Genomic DNA, 22,610 nt, shown 5'->3' with positions numbered 1-22,610 from the left:
TGGTTCGTTTTACCAGTTATTATAATCTATCCACACTGTAGTGGTTTTATGCACATCCACAGTAGCATTGTAAGCCGTTCCGGCACTGCTCGGCAAAGAATGAATCACCGCCGCTCCCCAACTCGTAAACCAAGCTCCTCCACGCTGCAGCACCATTCCATCAGTTATTTCGATGGCTACAACACCAGCCGACGCACCGGTTGTCCGGGCGGTAATGGCACATTGCTGCTCGTAATTGAGCAGATTCTGGTTAAACTGCAAGTCGTTGTCATAGTCACAGAAAGGATTATCCGTACCCGGAGTTCCCGCCACATGATCATAAAGAATATCATACCATGCAGGCGAAATCATAGTGACGGCATCGATCATCCCCTCTGCATTCATAGCCTTGCTACCTCGGAAAAGAGTTTCAGGATACCACTTCCAGCAATAACTCATCTCGGCATCGGTAATGGTACGAGTCACCTCACGGGTCATTTCCGCCAACTGATAAGTAATGGACTTACCCCAACGATACTCACCCTTTAAAACCGGAGTTGCTCCCAAATCAAATCCCACGCTCTTTTCGTATGCATGCTCAATGGTACTCTCTGTCTCCGGCAAGCCTGGTGCAAAGTCAATAAGTTTGAGATTCAACTGTGAACTTTGGTCGTCACGGATATTAATCTTTGTATAAGCATTGTTTCGCAATCCCCATATCAATGCCCAAAGTTCATACATCGGTGGATTATCCAGGGATACCAATGAATGGTCGAGCCTGTTGGAAAAACCATTTCCACCCGAACTATAAACAGCAAGCATATTATCTCCATTGGTCGGTGCGTAAATACGCAGATTATAAGCATCAATGGTCCATTCGCGATCAACCATCCCATCATACCTTTTATCATCCCGCGGGAGATACTCCCTGATATCAGCCGTATAGGGTAATAGCGTCTCATATCCGGTCATGTGATATTTATAATCACTGGTATATACATAATACCGATTGCTGATATAGATCTTCTTCATAGCATGCAATGCCCGTTCGGTAACTTCCGGAGCCGAAGGATCATCCGTCGGTCCGGGAGAGCCCAACATGCTACGAGTATGAGGATTGAGGCCGCCCGTTCCGCAAAGCTTCTTCAAAGCATCCGGATCGTTTGCGTCATAATAGGCATAGCGCTGTTCGCGCGGAAAGCTGACTTTATAATATCCTTTATCTACATAAAGCCCGAAAAGTTTAAGCATTTGCGCCTTCAAATCTTCTCCCTTACCGTCTTTGGCAATTAAGATGACTCCCTGACGATTGTGACGGATGTCCTGTATCATTTCAGGACTGTAAGTACCTGCTATGAAATCGGCAACACTACCTACAATCGTCAGATCGTTCAAAGAATCTTTTGCCATGGTTTCCAGGGTTTCCACCTTGTCTGTCCCCGGTAAATCATTAAAAGACACCATCTTGTCATAGTGGTTCACTGTTTGCAGTTGATCTGTAACTTTCTTTGTTTCCGCACTCATTCCATTAAGCCAGATCAGATAGCTGCCCGATCTGGAAGCTACATCGACCTCATCCGTATTAGTACCGGTTGCAGCCGATAAGTCTTCTGCGCTGATCGGTTCATCCGTATCGCAGGAGTAAAATGCAAGCAAAACAAATAGAAAAATGAATAAAGTTTTCATATTCATATATGTTTAAAAGTGAGACAATATGCCACATTTACCGGCTGAAATGTGACGGGGTTAATTACTTCGTCTATAAAAAGAGAACGTATAGCAAAAAGAATAGGTTCAACCCGATATCACTCAAGCATAAAATACAGTCTATCAAATGGAAGCAATCTATGTCCGGAATCCCTATAAACATTGCAATGTAGAAAGTTATTAGAACTTTCTAATTATTTCATTTTAATAATCCTGACCGGACGAAAGATTTTAATTGATTAGTGATACAGAATAAAACGCTCAATATATTGATAGAAATCATCAGACAGAAAGTCATCCCATATTGAGTAAAGTTTTTTAGAAAGGGAGCAAAAAAATCTCTCACTTAACGAAGTTTATCAGTCCTGCAGCTAAACTAATAATCCTCAGACGGGTTATACCAACAGTATTCACCCATTAATGATGTATCATGGACAATAGTATTTTAATCAATAACGTTCAAATTTTCGATGGAAGCAACGAACAGACCGGCCGGGGAAATGTGCTGGTGGTAAACAGCCGGATTAAAGCCGTTTCAGAAAGTCCGATCCCTACAGACGGAATTTCCAATCTTACCATTCTTGACGGAAAGGGAAAATTCCTGATGCCCGGACTGATCGACGCACACTGGCATGCTTATATGTCATGCAATACGATGATGGATCTGCTTACTGCAGACACCGCTTATACGCAGTTCAAAGCCGGACAAGAAGCTCAAGCTACCCTACTCCGCGGCTTCACAGCCATCCGGGATGCAGGCGGTCCGGTCTTCGGGCTTAAACGGGCCATCGACGAAGGAATCCTTTCCGGACCACGCATCTATCCCAGTGGTTCCCTTATCTCTCAGACAGGAGGGCATGGAGATTTCCGGGCAGTATATGACGAGCCCCGCCCCTTTGACTGTTGCGGACTGACGCATACCGAAGAGATAGGGGCTGCCCTTATCGCCGACGGAATAGACGCCGTGACCGTTGCCGCACGCAATAATCTCCGCTTAGGAGCCAGCCAGATTAAATTGATGACGGGCGGTGGAGTGGCTTCCTTGTATGATCGGCTGGAAGATACACAGTTTTTCGAGGAAGAAATTCATGCTGCCGTTAAAGCGGCGGAAGATGCAGGCACATACGTAATGGTACATGTTTACGTGCCGAGAGCCATCCAGAGAGCTATCCGAGCAGGAGTGAAAAGCATCGAGCACGGTCATCTGATTGACGAGCCTACCATGCAACTGATCGCAGAGAAAGAAATATGGCTCAGTATGCAGCCCTTCACTTTAGGAGATAATCAATTCCCGACAAAAGAACAACAGGAGAAGCATGCCCTGGTAGTTCAAGGTACGGACCAAACCTATCAACTGGCAAAGAAATACAACGTCAAGCTGGCATGGGGAACAGATTTACTGTTCAATCCTGCCAACACGAAGAATCAGAATCAGGGAATCCTTAAATTAAGGCAATGGTTCAGCAACTTTGAAATTCTCAAAATGGTAACGCATGATAATGCTGAATTGCTGGCTCTGTCCGGTGCACGAAATCCCTATCCCGGGAAATTGGGTGTTATAGAAGAAGATGCCTGGGCAGACTTAATTTTGGTAGATGGGGATGTACTGAAAGATATTACCCTATTGGGAAATCCGGAAAAGAATTTCATAATGATCATGAAAGGAGGAGAAATATACAAGAATAGAGTCTGACAACTCTGCTTTTCGCAAATGTCACTTCATAGAGACAGCTGATACAGCATACAACAAGGGCCCTGAAAGATCATACTTCCAGAGCCCTTGCAATTTCTACTCTTACTACTCAACCACCATGATACGGTCGTTCAGCCCCACTTTCGTATTCTCCTCCACAAAAATCTCTTTCACCACTCCATCGGCAACCGAACGAATTTCGTTTTCCATCTTCATGGCAACCAGTACGCACAGCGGATCACCCTTCTTCACTTCATCTCCCTTCCTGACGTAAGTTTTCAGGATAACGCCCGGCATGGGAGCTACAACTACCTGACGTCCTACGGCATCTGCTCCGCTACGGGCATTATGTATCTTCTCGAGTTCTCCTTTCAGCTCAATCTGATAAAGTTCCCCCTTATTCATAATGGTATAAGAGGAATGGGAAGTCGGAGATATCTGTACACCGTGCGAATGATGATTGATGATAATGGAGTAGATAGAGTCACCCCCTACGTTGTAGTCCACATCATACACTTTTCCGTTAACCGCCACTTTCTTCACAGGCCCGTCTTCCAGTATCTCCACTTTATACTCGCTGTCGGGCACATCCTGTATCTTGGCATAATAGGTTGCTAATATTGTTGTCATAATCATTCTGAGTTTAATAGTTATTGGCAGTCATCTGCAACTTGCCGTAATATTTCCAAAGCGAATCTCCTACTACCGGAAGCGTAGTGGCGCGTGAAGCAGCCTCTTTTTCTTCTTCATAGTGCTTCAGCGCAGCAGCAATCACCGCTACAGTCGGATCGGTATTCTGCCTGCGCTTCAGGTCTTCCTTATCGAAACGGGTGTCGATAAAGGTAGTATCGTATTCTCCTTTCAGGAAAGCCGCATTCTTCAACACACGCTGGTGGAAAGGAATCGTAGTCTTGATACCCAAGATCTTATATTCCCGCAACGCACGAGCCATATTCGAAATAGCCGAATCACGGTTACGCCCCCAACAACAAAGTTTGGCAATCATCGGATCATAATGCAACGAAACCTCAAATCCCGCATAAGCCGCACTATCCAAACGAACATTACGTCCTTCGGGAGCTTCACGAACGGTTATCACCCCGGGTGAAGGCATAAAGTTGTTTTCAGGATCTTCGGCATAGATGCGACATTCGATGGCAGCACCCCGAAATTCGACATCTTCCTGCCGGTAAGGGAGACGGTTGCCCGCAGCCACCAGAATCATGTCTCGCACTAAATCCACTCCCGTACACTCTTCCGTCACCGGATGTTCAACCTGCAGGCGGGTGTTCATCTCCAGAAAATAAAAATTCTGGTCTTTATCCATCATGAACTCCAGCGTACCGGCACTGTAATAATTAATCCGCTTACAGGCCTCCACTGCAACCTTCAGCATCTTGGCACGTGTTTCGGGCTTCACAAAAGGAGAAGGCGACTCTTCGATCACTTTCTGATTACGCCGTTGAATGGAACATTCACGTTCGTACAGATGAATCACATTGCCATACTTATCGCCCAGTATCTGCACCTCAATATGATGCGGATTCTCGATATATTTTTCAATATAAACGGCATCGTTGCCAAATGAAGTTCCGGCTTCGGATTGCGAAAGGCGAAGTGCGGTTTCCATCTCCTCTTCACTGCGTACCAGACGCATACCTTTTCCACCACCTCCGGCAAGTGCTTTCAGCATAATGGGATAGCCAACTTCGGCAGCTACCTTTTTGGCTTCGGCAATACCTTTCACCGGATCTTCCGTGCCCGGTACGATCGGTAAACCGGCTTCACGCATAATCCGACGGGCCTCAGTCTTAATACCCATTCGGGCAATAATATCGGCACTCGGACCAATAAAGATAACCCCCTCTTCCTCACAACGACGGGCGAAGTCTGCATTCTCAGACAGAAAGCCATATCCCGGATGAATGGCAGCTCCCGTCTTTTTAGCAATCTGCAGAATCTTCTCCGGCTTCAGATAAGAGGTATCTTCCGGCGAATCGGAGATACAATAAGCCTCTTCGGCATAACGTACATGCAAGGCACCACGGTCTACGCGGGTATAAATAGCCACCGTAGCAATGTTCATCACCCGACAGGTACGGAAAATACGCATGGCAATCTCGCCACGGTTCGCAACTAATATCTTTTTTATCATACGATGTTCTCCTCTGCTTTAAAGTGGAAGGTTTGAATGTTTCTTCGGCGGATTGGACTGCCGCTTATTAGCGAGCATCTCAAAACTGCGTATCAGGCGCATACGGGTTATGGCCGGGTCGATAACTTCGTCTACATAGCCCAATTCGGCAGCCCGGTACGGATTGGCAAATTTACTGCGATAATCATCCTGTAGCTCTTTTCTTTTCGCCTCGGCATCTGCAGCTTTGTCAATCTCTTTGCGGAACAGAATATTCACCGCACCGTCCGGCCCCATTACGGCAATCTCGGCAGTAGGGTATGCCAGATTCACATCTCCCCTGATATGCTTGGAACTCATTACATCATAAGCACCGCCATAAGCTTTACGGGTAATGACAGTTACTTTAGGTACAGTGGCTTCGCAATAAGCATAGAGCAGTTTAGCACCGTTACGGATAATGCCGCCATACTCCTGATCCACACCCGGAAGGAACCCCGGCACATCGACCAGCGTGAGCAACGGAATATTGAACGCATCGCAGAAACGCACAAAGCGTGCCGCTTTGATAGAAGCATTGATATCGAGTGTTCCGGCCAGTGCCAACGGCTGATTGGCCACCACTCCTATCGTTTTCCCGTTCAGGCGGATATAACCGATAACGATGTTACGGGCAAATTCTTCCTGCAATTCAAAGAAACTATTATCATCCGCCACGGCACGGATCATCTCTTTTATATCGTATGGCTGATTGGGGTTGGTAGGCACGAGTTCCGATAGTTCGGGCGTAAGCCGCGTCGGAGAATCGGTGGTAGCCACAAACGGAGGTTCCTCCATATTATTGCCGGGCAGATAAGAAATCAGTTCACGGATGTAATTGATACATTCAATATCATTTTCGGCAGAAAGATGCGCCACCCCCGACTTCATAGTATGGACATCCGCCCCTCCCAGATCTTCTTTGCTGACCTCTTCCTGCGTAACACTTTTTACCACATCGGGACCGGTAATAAACATATAACCGGAGTTTTTCACCATCAGGATAAAATCGGTCAATGCAGGCGAATAGACCGCCCCGCCCGCACACGGGCCCATGATGGCACTGATCTGCGGAATGACACCCGAGGCTAAAGAATTGCGTAAGAATATCTCCGCATAACCGGCCAGCGAACGGACTCCTTCCTGAATGCGGGCTCCTCCGGAATCGTTCAGCCCGATGATGGGTGCTCCCATCTGCATAGCCATATCCATTACTTTACAAATCTTCTTGGCATACGTTTCGGACAGTGCACCGCCAAAAACGGTAAAGTCCTGAGCAAAGACATAGACAAGCCGTTTGCCGATCATTCCGTATCCGGTCACAACCCCGTCACCGGAAATCTTCTGTTTCTCCATACCGAAATCGGTACAACGGTGGGTGACCAGTTTATCGAGTTCAATAAACGATCCTTTCTCCAGAAGCAGGTCGATACGTTCACGTGCTGTCAGTTTTCCGACAGAATGCTGTTTCTCGATACGGGCGTCTCCGCCACCTTTTTCAGCTTGCCTGTTCAACTCTTCCAGGCGATTGATAAGCTCTTTCATAGGCTATTATTTTAAAGTATATGTAAAGTTAGCATGTAAAAAAGAGAATAGATGTAATCCAAATTACAATTGCTCGTTTATTTTCACTCTCTTTCCCGAAGAAAATGAAAAGTTTGGAATCCCGACTTTATTAGGATAACAATTATTTGCTTAAAAATGTTAGCGTGCATGTCCTATAACATTATTTTGAGTATGAGTCAACAAACTTCCCCTCTCAGACGTTTAATCTCGCAAATAGTTTATGTAAAAACCTAGACCAAAATGAAAATGAGAACAATCAAACATTTTTTAGCAGCATGCTTCCTGCTTGTGTTTGCCACAGGCATACATGCACAAGAGCAGGGAACAAAAACTTATCTGCCCAAGTTTGCCATCAAAACCAATGCCCTCTACTGGGCCACCAGTACTCCGAACCTGGGATTTGAAGTGGCTTTGGCGAAAAAACTTACTCTTGACGTATCGGGCAACTACAACCCCTGGAAATTCTCCAAAGACAGACAAATCAAGCACTGGCTGGTACAACCCGAACTCCGTTACTGGCTTTGCGAACGTTTCAACGGTAGTTTTTTCGGGCTGCATGGCCATTACGCCGATGTAAACATGAGCAATCTCGACATATTCGGATTGGGCAACTACCGTTATGACGGCAAAATCTATGGTGCAGGTATCTCTTACGGTTACCACTGGATACTCAAGAATCGCTGGAGCATGGAAGCTACCATCGGTGCAGGATATGCCCGCCTGAATTATGATAAATATGCGTGTGGCAAGTGTGGTGAGAAGCTGGGACATAACAACAAGAATTATTTCGGCCCGACGAAAATAGGACTCAGCATTATTTATACTATCAAGTAAAGCCCCACACACATTCTCCGGAACCAATTATAAAAAATTAAATCAATAGTAACAATGAAAAGAAAAATCATATATTTCCTCTTGGCCCTCGCAGTTGTTATGCCGGCCAGTGCCCAGAAATTCTTTAAAGATGCCATCAGTCTATCCGATGTTTCGCTATGGCAACAAGGCAATTCGCTTTATGTAGACATGCAGATCGACATGAAGAATCTAACGGTCAGTCCCGAACGTATGCTCACACTTACTCCGCTCCTGACAGACGGACAGCACAACGTAGCGCTGGAAGAGATCATCATCAACGGCAAACGCCGTCAGAAGGCTTATTTGCGCGGATTAGCCATCAGCCGCGAACTACCTGCAGGAATCGTAATACCTTATAATAAAAGAGAAGTGCTCAACTATGCCCAGGTGATCCCTTATGAACCCTGGATGGCAAATGCCTCACTGAATCTGGTTGAAAACCTCTGCGGATGCGGCAATAACGAAGAGATGCTCGCACAGGAACTGATCACCAATGACGTCTCTACCGAAGCCAAACGCCTGAGCGCCATGGTACCGGTGGTTGCTTATATTCAGCCTACCGTAGAAGTTGTGAAAAACCGTAGCGAACAGTATGAAGCTCACCTCGACTTTCCTGTCAGCAAAGCTGTGATCCAGCCGGAATTCATGAATAACCACAAAGAGCTGATGAACATTCATGCTATGTTCGACAAGATTCAGAATGACAAGAACCTGACAGTAACAGGAATCAGTATCGAAGGATTCGCTTCACCGGAGGGTCCGTTGAAATTCAACGAACAACTGTCGCAGAAACGTGCCGAAGCTCTGAAGAATTATCTGACTACCAACGAAAAAGTTCCCGGCAAACTTTACAAAGTAACTTTTGGTGGTGAAAATTGGGACGGATTGGTACAAGCATTGGAAAAATCGTCTATGAAGGATAAAGATAAATTTATCGGTATCATCAAGAATACGACTGACGATGCGCGCCGCAAACAGGAAATCATGCGCGTGGACGGCGGTGCTCCTTATCGCACAATGCTGAAAGAGATTTATCCGGGACTCCGCAAAGTGAACTGCAAGATAGACTACACCGTAGCCAACTTCGATGTAGAACAAGGACGGGTGGTGATAAAAGTCAACCCGAAATATCTGAGTCTGAACGAGATGTATCAGGTGGCCAACAGTTATCCGAAAGGAAGCAACGATTTTGTGAATGTATTCGACATTGCCGTACGCATGTATCCGAACGATGAAGTAGCCAACCTGAATGCCGCAGCCGTATCACTGACCAAGAAAGATCTGGAAAACGCAATCAAATATATGGATAAAGCCAACCATCAAACAGCAGAATTCATCAACAACGTAGGTGTATACAACTTCCTCAATGGAGATGTACAACGCGCCATCGCTGCTTTCAACCAAGCTGCCCAGATGGGTAACGAGGCCGCTAAAGCCAACCTACAGCAACTGCAACAGATCTTGAATATGAAGAAAAAATAAATCCCCGGCATTGGGGTGTAGCCATCCGATAAAAAGGGTGTAGCTATCCGGACCAAAGGGTGTAGCCTTTCCATGCGGAGGGCTACACCTTTTTTTATTTAACGCTATACAGCAAAAAAATAATTATTTCATCCGTCAAAACAGGTTCCGGTTTTGTTATATCAATATCTTAACTTAAACATCAACTATTAAAAACAGACAATTATGACACTGATCCTTGCCATCGTTCCGGTATTGCTCTTGATTGTATTAATGGCATTTTTTAAAATGCCGGGTGACAAAAGTAGCGTCATCTCCCTGATAGTAACTATACTGATAGCTCTTTTCGGATTCCATTATGCGGTAGACAACTTGGTATTTTCATTCGTATACGGTGCACTGAAAGCGGTTTCTCCCATCCTGATTATCATCCTGATGGCTATCTTCAGCTACAATGTATTGCTGAAAACAGAGAAGATGGAGATTATCAAACAACAATTCTCTTCCATCTCTACCGATAAAAGTATCCAGGTACTGCTCCTTACCTGGGGTTTCGGAGGGTTACTTGAAGCCATGGCAGGTTTTGGTACAGCTGTTGCCATCCCCGCCGCTATCCTGATCAGCCTGGGATTCAAGCCCATCTTTTCAGCCACCGTCAGCTTGATAGCCAATAGTGTGGCTACGGCTTTCGGTGCCATAGGTACACCGGTCTTGGTACTTGCCAAAGAAACCAATCTGGATGTACAGGTGCTGAGTACGAACGTCGTACTGCAACTTTCCGTACTAATGTTCCTGATACCGTTGGTACTGCTCTTCCTGACCGACCCGAAAATAAAATCATTACCTAAAAACCTATTTCTGGCACTGCTGGTAGGCGCTGTATCTTTAGGTAGCCAGTACGTTGCGGCCCGATATATGGGGGCCGAATCACCGGCTATCATCGGCAGCATCTTGTCTATCGTCGTTATCGTCATTTATGGCAAACTGACTGCCCCCAAAAAAGAGAAAGCGCAGCAGAACGCACTGAAAGGGAAAGATATCCTGAATGCCTGGAGCATCTATCTGCTGATTTTGTTACTGATCATACTGACCAGTCCGCTTTTCCCAGGACTCCGAAGTACGCTCGAAAATAACTGGGTGACACGTATCAGCCTCCCCATCAATGACTCCAGCGTGAACTATACCATCGCCTGGCTGACACATGCCGGAGTTCTGCTTTTCGTAGGCACGTTTGTAGGCGGTCTGATACAGGGAGCCAAAGTGAAAGAACTGTTTGTCGTTTTATGGAACACGGTGAAACAATTAAAGAAAACGTTCGTCACCGTTATCTGCCTGGTGGGGTTATCTACCATTATGGATACGGCAGGCATGATTTCCGTGATTGCCACTGCACTCGCGACAGCCACCGGAAGCCTCTACCCTCTCTTTGCTCCGGTTATCGGCTGTCTGGGTACCTTCATCACCGGAAGTGATACATCCTCGAACATCCTCTTCGGAAAGCTGCAAGCCAGTGTGGCAGGACATATCAATGTCAGTCCGGACTGGTTATCAGCCGCCAATACGGTAGGTGCGACAGGAGGCAAAATCATCTCTCCTCAAAGTATCGCCATCGCTACATCGGCAGGAAACCAACAAGGGAAAGAAGGAGAAATCCTAAAAGCAGCCATTCCATATGCACTGGCTTATGTAGTCATTACGGGAATCATTGTGTATATATTCAGTTAACCATTAACGGTATTGATAAAAAAGGTGTGTCGCAACTCTTATTCACCGCAGAGTTATGACACACCTTTTGTCTATTGTATTAATCTATCTGATTTTTCAGAAACAGGTCATATAAAATCAGTTGACTATGATTTCTTATTTCAGATTCGTATTTGCATTCGTCTCTTTTTCAGGAATAGAATACAAATAATACTTACTATTGGGCACAAACTTCGTTCCATCGGGAAAGCTGGTGAACCAATGTCCTTCCGGATGATACTTCTTGAAAGTACCGTTCTGCTGCCAACAATCGTACTCCTTAGCAGCTTCCACATCAGTCAGTGCGACACGTACCACAGGACGTTGCGTACGGAGGACATCAGTGATACCAAACCCTTCACCCCAAAGTTCACGGCGACGTTCCATCAGAATTTCATCAATTACCTGCTCTTGCGTTTTTCCGGTAAGATCATAATCGGCCAGTCCACGGGCATTCCTTAAAGTATTGAGCGGTTTTACGGCTTCGCCCAATTGACCTTTACGCGCCAAAGCTTCGGCAGCTATCAAATACATTTCGGCAGAACGCATGATGACAATATCGCCCGTCTGGTCAGAACGGATGCGGAACTTGCGGTATCCCAGATAACCTTCACGCATCCACTGGAACAATTCCAGACGGATATCACCTTCGGTAAAAGTATCCTTGAAATGCGGATCGGCCATAAAACTATTATATGAATCGGGTTCCACCACATCCAGATAATAGAAGTTATAGCTGGCATCGGACTGGCTGACAGATTGCGGATGTCCCCAGATCCACTCGGTATTCGATATATCGTTGAAACCCATATAGTTTTTGGCGTCCGTCATCAAAGTATAGCCTTTGGCTGCTTCAAGCGCGGCTTTAGCAGCTTCGTCCCACTGTCCGGTGAGCAGATAAGTACGGGCCAGGAGTCCGTTTACCACATCAGTGTTAGGTTTATATTTCGACTTGTCGTTCGGACGTACATAGCCGTCAAGAAGCCCTTTGGCACGGTTAAGGTCATTAATGATCTGTGTATAAATCTCTTCAAGAGTCGCCTTCCCCTTGGGCTGGGTATTCGGATTGGTGGGTTCGGTATACAACGGCACACAAAGAGCATTCTTATCTTTCAGATAGGTGAACTGATAATGCTGTGCCAAATGAAGGTAACAGAAAGCACGTACGGTGAGTGCCTGTCCCTGGGCATGCCGGAACTCAGGTGTATCATCGTCTCCGGTGGCTTGAATAGAAATGGCCGTATTACAGTTGTCAATGGTCTTATACATCAGATACCAGGCGAAAGTGGTACGTCCGTCGGAAGGCATCACCACATCATTAAACTGATAAGAAGAATTAAACCCGTACATGGGGCGCGAAACCACGTCGTCAGCCATCATGTCGTCCAGGCACATCAAAGCACGATAGCCGATGTTGGCATAAGTGGTACCATATTCGAACAGATTGTACCACGCACCGTTAAAGATGCGTTCGGCATTCGAAGGCACGGGTACGAGACCGGAATCTACGGCATCTGTCGGCTTATTGTCTAAGAAGTCACTGCTGCAACTCCCCAGAAACAAAAGAAAGAAGAGAAGGAGAAAGGGAACCTTACCTTTAGGGATCTTATCTCCGGAGGCATTACTCACGGAAGTCTCTCTCCTACCCTCTTCCCGAAGAAAAAGAGAAAAGGAGATACGTCTGTTATTGTTAAATCGTATTGTTCTCATATCATCTATTATTTTATACTTTACTATATATGATTTATTCATGATTAAATCGAGCTGAAGCATACTATTGCAACAGTACCTTTTCTGGGGATTAAAACCTTAGAACGAAACATTGATTCCTCCGGAAATGGAACGCATGGCCGGATAACGGTAATACGTCAGTCCACTGATATCCTGTTCGGGGTCGAGTCCCTGATTCTTCGAAACGGTGAGCAGATTATCGGCCTGTACAAACAATTGCAGGCTGTTCAGGCTGATCTTCTTTATCATCGGTTGTGGGAAGTTATACGATAGTGTGATATTCTTCATCCGCAGGAACGAGTTATTAAACAGGTTACGCGTCGAATTTGCATTCCAACTGTTCGATACGGTTTTCAGTGCCGGTACATCAGTATATCGATTCTCCGGTGTCCAACGGTTCAGGATTTCTGTCGACCAGGCACGTCCGGTAGAACTTCCGTTATGCCATAGCATAGTCACGTCACGGTCCACGATATAATTTCCGATACTATAGGCAAAAATTGTCGATAGTTCAAAACCCTTATACGAGAAAGCGGTATTAAATCCCCCGTACACTTTGGGTAAAGATGATTTGCCGGTATAGTAATAATCCGCCTGGGCATAGTCATTGGTAGTCGTACGCCCGGTGATCTTGTTATTGGCATCTTTCACATTTTTGTACCACAACGGATCCCCGTTTTCCGGATCAACTCCCGCCCATTTTTTCATGTAAAAATCATAAACAGAACGTCCCACAGCCAGTTTATGAACTCCGCTCACAGGCATATCTTTCAATGGAAGGTCGGTCACGACATTCTTATAATGTGTCAGGTTAAGCCCTAATCGCCACATAAAGTCCCGGCTATGGATTAAAGTACCTTTCAGATCGATTTCCACACCGGTATTCTTTAGTTCGCCTACATTCTCGTCCACTGCATTATAACCGAGCGAGGGAGCCAACGGACGGGAATAGAGCAAATCTTTCGAACGCCGCTGGAAGAAATCGAACGAACCGGAGAATCGGTTGTTGAACAGCGAGAAGTCAATGCCGGCATTGAAGTTCAGGTTGGTTTCCCATTTCAGTTTTGGTGTAGCCAGACGATCGGATACCAATGCGTTCTCTCCGTTATTGCTCACCACCGAATAAAGTCCGCTGCTGGCATAATACGTTCCCAAATTATCGTTACCCTGCGCACCATAGCTGACCTTCAATGTGAGGGCAGAAAGCCAGTCGCTCGTAGCCACCATGAAGTCTTCACGATCGATACGCCAGGAAGCACCGACGGACCAGAAATTACCCCAACGGGTCTCTGGAGCAAAACGGGAAGATCCGTCCCGCCGATAAGAACCCGAAAAGAAATATTTGCTTTGATAGTCATATTGGGCATTTAAGAAGTATCCTACCAACGAGTAATTAATGCGGTATCCTGTCCCTCCGGTTACCAGCGAACCGACAGCCAGTTCGGGAAAATCGGGCAATGCCATATTCGAACGGGATGCTCGCAACACATCGTAACGGTAAGAATAAGCCTCTTGTCCGGCCAACAGGTTGAAATGATGCTCTCCGAGGGTTTTGTCATAAGTCAGGATATTATTCCAGGTCCACGAAAAAGTACGGTCATTTTCACGACTCGATGAACCTCCGGTATTAACAGCCGGCCCTATTTTAGGGTTGGTATAGTCGAGTGAATTATAGTTGATCAGGTCGAAGTTGAAGCTGGTTTTAAACTTCAATCCTTCGATAAAGGTAACTTCGAGGAAAGTACGTCCCGAAAATTCATCTTTCATACGCTCCGACTTATCATTGGGTAATGTAGCCGGAAGGTTCCAGTTAGCCATCGAACCGGACGGACGGTAAGAACCGAAATCGTATATCCGCTGTCCCTCGGAATCCAGTTTATAGGTTCCGTCTTCGTTCATCTGATAGATGGGATAGAACCCGTTCATCAGACGGCCGGCATTGATGACGTTACTTGTTTTCGTATCCGATGATACAGGATAATTCTGCAAAGAGTGGGCAAAGCTCATGTTCACTCCTCCCCGAAGCCATTTGGTCATCTGGCTTGTCACGTTCGAACGGAGATTAAAGCGTTCATAGCCGGACTCCAAGGCAATACCTTTATCATTCAGATATCCGGCAGAGAAGTAATATTGATTGGTTTTGCCCCCTCCTGAGACATTCAATCCCAATTCCGTACGAAGTGCCTGCTGCTCCATGGCATCCTGCCAGTCGAAGTTCCAGAGTGGAACGGCCCCGTCCACCAATTTTCCATCCGTGCCTACCGGCTGAGGGTATTTAGCCCCATAAGGATTGGGACCACTCCCCATCAGTTTTCCTACCAAGTCTTTAGAAGCTTTGATAGCCGCTGTCTGAGGAGTATAATTCTTTGTATCCAGTGCATATTGGTTACGTAAAGCCTCCCAATAAAGTTCGAAGTACTGATCGGTGCCGATCCGGTCGTAATCGCGTACCGCACGATTGGAACCACCGAAACTGGCTTTCACATTCACCGTAGTCTTCGAATCGCTTTGTCCCTGTTTAGTGGTGATAATGATTACACCATTGGCTCCACGCGAACCGTACAAAGCAGCCGAGGCCGCATCTTTGAGAACCGTCATCGATGCAATATCTTCGGGGTTGATAGAGTTCACACTGCCGTCATAAGGCACACCATCCACTACATAAAGAGGTGCACTGGACGCATTGATGGATCCGATACCGCGGATACGTATGGTTGCATCGGTACCCGGCTGACCGCTTGCGGCACTTGCCTGCAGACCGGCTACGGTTCCTTCAAGGGCACGTGAGACACTCGAGGTTTGTAACTTTGCTATCTCGTCACCTTTAACGGTAGAGGCGGCACCGGTGAAACTATATTTTTTGGCAGTGGCATAGGCTACTACCATCACTTCTTCCAATTGCTTGCTGTCGGGCACCAGTTCGACATTGATCACTGAGCGTCCACCCACTTTATGTTCCACAGATTTCAGTCCGATAAAACTGAATACCAGCGTACCATCGGACGGTACATTAATGGAATACTTACCGTCGATACCCGTAATGGTACCGACACTGGTTCCTTTCACTAATACCGATACACCGGGCAACGGGTCTCCTTCGGACACAACAGTGCCCGAAACACGTATGTCATTCATTGTCCCGGCATGTAATGCTGCAACCGAAACCACAAAGAGCAACGTAAATAATAGACGTAAATTGGTCTTCATACCTTAAGTTTAGTTATGTTTAAATTAGAATCTTTTGTTTAACACACAATCCGGCAGATTGTTGTTAAAAGCTTTGAAATTGTTGTTTTATTCTTGAAGGTGTGTCAAAAGCCACCTACATTTTTTAATTAATTTTCACGGATCATTTCCATGCTGCAAAAGTAGAGTATAGGGGTTGTTCCCGAAATCCCTTTTATAGGGGATTCTTGTACCGCATTTGTGGTAGAAGTGACACTTCTGTTTACAAACCGATGCTATTCCCTTGGTCATTCCGTAGATTCTTTGTAGCTTTGCCCCCGTCCGATAACAAGATATCCCCCATATAGCTTATGAAAAAAGAAAGGTATATATCGCATTCGTTCATCCGCTTCCGCCAGTGGAGCCGGAAAGCCTATGCTATATTCGCCACTTTGGGATTGTGTGTCACCATCGGACAATTGAGAAAGAATGTCACGGAATGTGCGTTGTGCAAGCAACAGACTCCACATACGGAAGGAATTGATCCGCAACGTGAAACAGAAGATTCTGTCCCGGAAGAAGATTGGGAGAGTACCGTACTGTCTCCCACACCCTTACTCTTTCTTTTCATTCCATTTCAATCTTTGAAATATTCTTATTCAGGTGCCGCGCAGTCAACTGTTGCGACATCCGTTTTATACATTTCATATAAAGAGGTTGCCTCCCATCCAAATGGGACCGGCAACCTCTTTTTTAATTCCCCATCCTATGACCATTGAAGAAATCAAAAACCAAGTATTACAGGGAACGACCATCAGCCGTGAGCAGGCCGAATGGCTGGCACAATTTCCCCGAAAAGAAGAGTTGTACGACGCAGCGCACGAAATCACCCGTTTCTGCGCTTCACAGGAGTTCGACATGTGTTCCATCATCAATGCCCGTTCGGGACGCTGCCCCGAAAACTGCAAATGGTGTGCACAGTCGTCCCACTACAAGACGAAGGCAGATGTATACGATCTGGTGAGTGCGGAAGAGTGTCTGCGTCAAGCCAAATACAACGAGGCGCAAGGAATCAATCGTTTTTCACTGGTGACCAGCGGTCGGAAACCTTCACCCGGAAACATGAAGGAACTTTGCGCGGCCGCACGACGGATGCGACGTCACTCGTCTATCCGGCTATGCGCCTCACTGGGACTATTGGACGAAGAAGAATTACAGGCACTGTACAATGCCGGAGTCACCCGGTATCACTGTAACCTTGAGACTGCTCCTTCACATTTCGACTCACTCTGCACCACACATACACAGGAGCAGAAACTGAAGACCCTGCATGCCGCACGACGGGTGGGAATGGACCTTTGTTGCGGAGGTATCATCGGTATGGGCGAAACCGTGGAACAACGAATCGAGTTTGCCTTCACGCTCCGCGAGCTCGACATTCAATCCATCCCGATCAACTTGCTGCAACCCATACCGGGCACTCCGCTCGAACATCAGTCACCGCTCAGCGAAGAAGAGGTACTGACAACAGTTGCCCTTTTCCGTTTCATAAATCCTACAGCCTACCTGCGCTTTGCCGGGGGACGTTCGCAGTTAACGCCCGAAGCTGTCCGGAAATCGCTCTATATCGGCATTAACTCCGCCATTGTGGGAGATTTGCTGACTACTCTTGGCTCTAAAGTATCGGATGACAAAGAGATGATTCTTTCGGAAGGCTACTATTTTGCCGACTCACAGTTCGACCGCGAACACTTATGGCACCCGTATACTTCGACTTCCAATCCACTTCCGGTCTATAAAGTGAAACGGGCTGACGGTGTCACCATCACATTAGCAAGCGGGCAGACACTGATCGAAGGTATGTCATCGTGGTGGTGTGCAGTCCACGGATACAATCATCCGGCATTGAACCGGGCAGCACAAGAGCAACTCAGCAAGATGTCTCACGTCATGTTCGGCGGCCTTACGCACGATCCGGCTATCGAACTGGGCAAACTGTTGCTGCCGCTGGTTCCGCCTTCCATGCAAAAGATATTCTATGCCGATTCAGGTTCGGTAGCAGTTGAAGTAGCAATGAAAATGGCCGTACAGTATTGGTATGCAGCCGGGCAACCGGAAAAAAGTAATTTCGTCACCATCCGCAACGGCTACCACGGAGATACCTGGAATGCCATGTCGGTATGCGATCCGGTAACGGGAATGCATAGCATCTTCGGTTCGGCACTCCCTATCCGCCATTTCCTCCCCGCCCCTACTTCACGGTTTGGAGACGAATGGGATCCGGAAGACATCCGTCCGCTGGAACAACTGCTGGAAAAGCAGTCCGGAAAACTGGCGGCTTTCATTCTCGAGCCAATTGTACAAGGTGCGGGAGGCATGCGATTCTATCATCCGGAATACCTGCGGCAAGCCGCACGCCTCTGCCGGCAGCATGGGGTATTGTTGATCTTTGACGAAATAGCGACCGGATTCGGGCGTACCGGAAAATTCTTCGCCTGGGAACATGCCGGAGTAGAGCCGGACATTATGTGCATCGGCAAAGCACTGACAGGCGGGTATATGACCCTGTCGGCAGTACTCACCACCAACGAAGTGGCAGACTGCATCTCCAACCACTTCCCGGGTGCCTTCATGCACGGGCCTACGTTTATGGGAAACCCGTTGGCATGTGCCGTGGCGTGTGCATCGGTACGGCTGCTTCTGGAATCCGGCTGGCAAGAAAACGTAAAACGGATCGAAGCGCAACTAAACCGTGAACTGGCTCCGGCACGTAATCTTCCTCAAGTGGCGGACGTACGGGTATTGGGTGCCATCGGAGTGATCGAAATGAAAGAACCGGTGAACATGGCACACCTCCAACGCCGTTTTGTAGAAGAAGGGATCTGGCTGCGTCCGTTCGGCAAACTGGTATATGTAATGCCCCCGTTTATCATTACATCCGAACAGTTGACGAAACTGACGGAAGGAATGATAGAATGTATAACCGACGGCTCCACCTGTCTCTAAACTGATCAGAAATGAATATAACTCACCACAGAGGACACAGAGAACACAGAGGATATATTTCTCTTAAATGTCCTAATAAACAAGAGATTAAAACTCTGTGTTCTCTGTGTCCTCTGTGGTGAATAATACTCAAAACCATTACAATCATGAACTATAATCAAGAAACGGAAGGCTATGAATCCGTCCGTTTCTTTGAGGAGTTGAAACTTCTCAAAGAACAGAATAATTTCCGTATCCTCCCTACCCTGATTCATCAAGGCAAAGAGGTCATCATTAACGGGCAACGGATGCTAAACCTATCGTCCAACGATTACTTGGGACTGGCCAATGATACTGTCTTACTAAATGCTTTCTGGCAGACAGTGAAACCGGAAGAAGTCAAATTCTCTTCCTCTTCCTCCCGTCTGCTTACGGGTAATTTTGCCGCATACGGTGAACTGGAAGATCTCTTGTCTTCACTTTTCGGAACAGAAGCAGCATTGGTATTCAACTGCGGATATCATGCCAATACAGGTATTCTGCCAGCCGTATGCAACACAAAGACACTGATCCTTGCGGACAAACTGGTACATGCCAGCCTGATAGACGGTATCCGGCTATCGGAGGCCAAATGTATCCGCTACCGGCACAATGAATACAGCCAATTGGAAAGGTTAGTGGAAACCCACCACAAACAATACGAACAGGTGATTATCGTTACCGAAAGCATCTTCAGTATGGATGGAGACGAAGCAGACCTGCCCCGGCTGATCAAGCTCAAACAAAAGTATCCGAACATACTGCTCTACGTGGACGAAGCCCATGCTGTTGGGGTTCGGGGGACCGGTGGACTGGGATGTGCCGAAGCTTACGGATGCATAGCGGATATCGACTTTCTGGTAGGTACTTTCGGGAAAGCGCTGGCTTCCTCTGGGGCATATATCGTGTGCAGGCAAGTAATACGGGATTATCTGATTAACAAAATGCGTCCTTTCATCTTCACCACCGGCCTTCCGCCTGTCACCCTGCAATGGACTTCATTCGTACTCCGCCATTTGGCCGGATATCAGGCAAAGAGGGAACACTTAGCAGCCATCGGCAACCGTTTGCGGGCTGCACTCCGGGAGAAAGGTTATTCTTCCACCTCAGTCAGTCAGATCGTGCCTATGGTAGCGGGTGAAAGCGCAACTGCCTTACAGATAGCGAAAGAGTTACAACGCAAAGGATTCTACGCATTACCTGTACGTCCGCCTACAGTACCGGAAGGTACTTCCCGCATCCGCTTTTCACTGACCGCAGACGTGACGGATGAGGAAGTCGAAAAACTCATATCAACAGTAAATGATAATCGATGAACTGTAAACGATGAATGATAAATTGTGAACGATAAACAATAAAGCTATGATACTTAAAAGACTATATCAATCAAAATATTCTCAGAACTCTCCTCTCCCCGGGAGAGAGACCGGGAGTGAAGTCATTCTCTTCTTTACCGGATGGGGAATGGACGAAACTCCCTTCATACATTATCTCCCGCAACATAGAGACTTGATTATCTGCTATGATTACCGTTCCCTTGACTTTGACAAGACGTTGCTCTCCACATATACCCAAATACAGGTTGTAGCCTGGTCAATGGGAGTATGGGCTGCTTCACAAGTGCTGCAAGGCAGTAACCTCCCCATAACGCAAAGCATTGCCATCAACGGTACCCCTTTCCCCATCGATGACGCAAGAGGAATCCCCCCCGTCATTTTTGAGGGCACACTCAACAACCTCAGCGAAGCAACGCTACAGAAGTTTCGCCGGCGGATGTGCGGTTCGGGAAGTGACTTTAAGGCTTTCTGCGAGATAGCTCCCCAAAGAACGGTTGAGGAACTGAAAGAGGAACTGGCCGCCATCCGCAAGCAATGCAACGAACTGCCCCCATCCGCCTTTGTCTGGAATAAAGCGATTATCGGAGAATCAGACCATATCTTTCCGTCCCGGAATCAGGAACAGGCGTGGGAAGGGCATTGCACTGAAATACAACGATATGAAGGAGCACATTATGACGATAAGATATTGAAAGAGAACCTCTCTCCCATTATTCCCTTTTCCAAACAACTGATCGCTCAACGCTTCTCGAAAGCAATCGATACCTATCCTCACGAAGCCCGCGTGCAACAGCAGATTGCCCGGAAAATGTGTACCCTGTTACAGCAGCACCTCCCCCGGCAATCTTTCCGCCGCATCGTAGAGTTCGGTTGTGGCACGGGTACTTACTCGCGTTTGTTGCTCCGTTCGTTTCGTCCGGAACGCTTACTACTGAATGATCTCTGTGAAGAGATGCGCCACAGTTGCGAAGATATCCTGAACGAACAGGTTTCTTTCCTGCCCGGAGATGCCGAAGCACTTGCTTTTCCCCACGGAACGGAACTAATCACCTCGTGTTCCGTCCTGCAATGGTTTGAGCATCCCGACGCTTTTTTCCGCAAATGCGAAAACATCTTGAATGCAAAGGGATACATCGCCTTCAGTACATTCGGGAAAGAAAACATGAAAGAGATCCGTCAACTGACCGGACAGGGACTCGCCTACCGTTCGAGAGAAGAACTGACTGCTTCGCTCTCGGCACTATACGACATCGTACATACGGAAGAAGAAATCATCTCACTGAATTTCAGCAATCCGATGGAAGTACTTTATCACCTGAAACAAACCGGAGTGACGGGTACCTGTAACAGCGCCTGGACCCGGAGCAAACTGAACCTCTTCTGTCAGGAATATGAGCGTCTGTTCAGCCCCGGTAAAGGCTCTGTTTCACTGACCTATCATCCCATTTATATCATTGCGAAAAAGAGATAATAACGACCTGCGGGTCTCAAACATAAGAAGTATGAAAAAGAATGTGTATTTTATCAGCGGCATCGACACAGATGCAGGCAAGAGTTATGCCACAGGTTATCTGGCACGGGAATTGAACCGGAAAGGCCAACGTACCATTACCCAAAAGTTTATCCAGACCGGAAATACCGGTCATTCGGAAGATATCGACCTGCACCGCCGCATCATGGACATTGCCCTTACCGATGACGACCGGGAAGGATTGACCATGCCTGAAATCTTTTCTTATCCTTGTTCCCCACATCTCGCCTCACGTATCGACGGACGGCCTATCGATTTCGACAAGATAGAACGTGCCACAGAAGAGTTGAGCCACCGTTACGACATCGTCCTGCTCGAAGGTGCCGGCGGACTGATGGTTCCACTCACCGAAGAGTTCCTTACCATCGACTATGTAGCGCAAAAGGGTTATCCGTTGCTTTTTGTCACTTCGGGCAAGTTAGGCAGCATCAACCATACTCTCCTCAGTCTGGAAGCTATCAAAAGCCGGGGCATCGAACTGGATACGGTGTTATACAACCTCTATCCCACAGTCGAAGACCGGACTATACAGGAGGATACACAGCTATTTATCCAACGGTATCTGAAGAAGCATTTCCCGGAAACTAAATTCAGGACAGTACCGGAATTATAAATGCCACGGTACACGATTGCAAAATCTCTTTC

At 46.9% G+C, this 22,610-nt stretch carries 15 protein-coding genes; 9 read left to right on the top strand and 6 right to left on the bottom strand.

Features of this window, described 5'->3' with window-relative positions; all coding sequences use genetic code 11:
* Nucleotides 1–9 precede the first annotated feature (9 nt).
* Nucleotides 10–1,665: an ATP-binding protein gene (locus FDF36_RS17170; protein ID WP_220392178.1), complete on the bottom strand. Its 1,656-nt coding sequence runs from the start codon at nucleotides 1,663–1,665 to the stop codon at nucleotides 10–12.
* Nucleotides 1,666–2,116: 451 nt separating this feature from the next.
* Here FDF36_RS17170 and FDF36_RS17165 point away from each other — a divergent pair, with 451 nt between their 5' ends.
* Nucleotides 2,117–3,379: a metal-dependent hydrolase family protein gene (locus FDF36_RS17165; protein ID WP_220392177.1), complete on the top strand. Its 1,263-nt coding sequence runs from the start codon at nucleotides 2,117–2,119 to the stop codon at nucleotides 3,377–3,379.
* Nucleotides 3,380–3,484: 105 nt separating this feature from the next.
* Here FDF36_RS17165 and FDF36_RS17160 read toward each other — a convergent pair whose 3' ends face one another.
* The 3 genes from FDF36_RS17160 to FDF36_RS17150 are packed head-to-tail and all read right to left on the bottom strand — an operon-like array spanning nucleotide 3,485 to nucleotide 7,097.
* Nucleotides 3,485–4,009: a biotin/lipoyl-containing protein gene (locus tag FDF36_RS17160; RefSeq protein WP_005786452.1), complete on the bottom strand. Its 525-nt coding sequence runs from the start codon at nucleotides 4,007–4,009 to the stop codon at nucleotides 3,485–3,487.
* A gap of 13 nt (nucleotides 4,010–4,022) precedes the next feature.
* Nucleotides 4,023–5,534 (bottom strand): acetyl-CoA carboxylase biotin carboxylase subunit, encoded by a 1,512-nt coding sequence (gene accC / locus FDF36_RS17155; protein ID WP_005786450.1) that lies wholly within the window; start codon nucleotides 5,532–5,534, stop codon nucleotides 4,023–4,025.
* Between the two features lie 18 nt (nucleotides 5,535–5,552).
* The gene (locus FDF36_RS17150) at nucleotides 5,553–7,097 is read right to left on the bottom strand and encodes an acyl-CoA carboxylase subunit beta (RefSeq protein ID WP_005776394.1); all 1,545 of its coding nucleotides are present in this window, start codon (nucleotides 7,095–7,097) and stop codon (nucleotides 5,553–5,555) included.
* A 267-nt stretch (nucleotides 7,098–7,364) separates the two neighbouring features.
* On the opposite strand from FDF36_RS17150, the gene FDF36_RS17145 reads away from it, so the two are divergent.
* The 3 genes from FDF36_RS17145 to FDF36_RS17135 all read left to right on the top strand — a co-directional run bounded on the left by FDF36_RS17145 (nucleotide 7,365) and on the right by FDF36_RS17135 (nucleotide 11,159).
* The gene (locus FDF36_RS17145) at nucleotides 7,365–7,952 is read left to right on the top strand and encodes a DUF3575 domain-containing protein (protein ID WP_005776393.1); all 588 of its coding nucleotides are present in this window, start codon (nucleotides 7,365–7,367) and stop codon (nucleotides 7,950–7,952) included.
* A gap of 54 nt (nucleotides 7,953–8,006) precedes the next feature.
* The gene (locus FDF36_RS17140; protein WP_220392176.1) at nucleotides 8,007–9,455 is read left to right on the top strand and encodes a DUF3868 domain-containing protein; all 1,449 of its coding nucleotides are present in this window, start codon (nucleotides 8,007–8,009) and stop codon (nucleotides 9,453–9,455) included.
* Between the two features lie 204 nt (nucleotides 9,456–9,659).
* On the top strand, nucleotides 9,660–11,159 hold the full coding sequence (locus tag FDF36_RS17135) for an L-lactate permease (RefSeq protein WP_220392175.1): 1,500 nt from the start codon (nucleotides 9,660–9,662) through the stop codon (nucleotides 11,157–11,159).
* Between the two features lie 135 nt (nucleotides 11,160–11,294).
* Here the strand turns inward: FDF36_RS17135 and FDF36_RS17130 are convergent, their stop codons facing one another.
* Nucleotides 11,295–12,887: a RagB/SusD family nutrient uptake outer membrane protein gene (locus FDF36_RS17130; protein ID WP_220392174.1), complete on the bottom strand. Its 1,593-nt coding sequence runs from the start codon at nucleotides 12,885–12,887 to the stop codon at nucleotides 11,295–11,297.
* 99 nt (nucleotides 12,888–12,986) lie between these two features.
* On the bottom strand, nucleotides 12,987–16,115 hold the full coding sequence (locus tag FDF36_RS17125) for a SusC/RagA family TonB-linked outer membrane protein (RefSeq protein ID WP_220392173.1): 3,129 nt from the start codon (nucleotides 16,113–16,115) through the stop codon (nucleotides 12,987–12,989).
* A 329-nt stretch (nucleotides 16,116–16,444) separates the two neighbouring features.
* On the opposite strand from FDF36_RS17125, the gene FDF36_RS17120 reads away from it, so the two are divergent.
* The 5 genes from FDF36_RS17120 (at nucleotide 16,445) to bioD (ending at nucleotide 22,578) form a co-directional block, all read left to right on the top strand.
* Nucleotides 16,445–16,852, top strand: a complete 408-nt coding sequence (locus FDF36_RS17120; RefSeq protein ID WP_032541362.1) for a hypothetical protein — start codon at nucleotides 16,445–16,447, stop codon at nucleotides 16,850–16,852.
* Nucleotides 16,842–19,079 (top strand): adenosylmethionine--8-amino-7-oxononanoate transaminase, encoded by a 2,238-nt coding sequence (gene bioA / locus FDF36_RS17115; protein WP_220392172.1) that lies wholly within the window; start codon nucleotides 16,842–16,844, stop codon nucleotides 19,077–19,079. The genes FDF36_RS17120 and bioA overlap by 11 nt, the downstream gene beginning before the upstream one ends.
* A gap of 146 nt (nucleotides 19,080–19,225) precedes the next feature.
* On the top strand, nucleotides 19,226–20,413 hold the full coding sequence (locus tag FDF36_RS17110; RefSeq protein ID WP_220392171.1) for an 8-amino-7-oxononanoate synthase: 1,188 nt from the start codon (nucleotides 19,226–19,228) through the stop codon (nucleotides 20,411–20,413).
* Nucleotides 20,414–20,459: 46 nt separating this feature from the next.
* Complete coding sequence (bioC, locus tag FDF36_RS17105; protein WP_101602959.1) at nucleotides 20,460–21,905, top strand: malonyl-ACP O-methyltransferase BioC; 1,446 nt, start codon at nucleotides 20,460–20,462, stop codon at nucleotides 21,903–21,905.
* Nucleotides 21,906–21,936: 31 nt separating this feature from the next.
* Complete coding sequence (gene bioD, locus FDF36_RS17100; protein ID WP_101602958.1) at nucleotides 21,937–22,578, top strand: dethiobiotin synthase; 642 nt, start codon at nucleotides 21,937–21,939, stop codon at nucleotides 22,576–22,578.
* The last annotated feature ends 32 nt before the right edge of the window (nucleotides 22,579–22,610 follow it).

Origin of the sequence: Bacteroides fragilis, assembly GCF_019583405.1 — a bacterium.
Classification (GTDB): Bacteria; Bacteroidota; Bacteroidia; order Bacteroidales; family Bacteroidaceae; genus Bacteroides; species Bacteroides fragilis_B.
The sequence above is the reverse complement of the archived record's forward strand: the minus strand, read 5'-3'. Positions and strand labels throughout refer to the sequence as shown.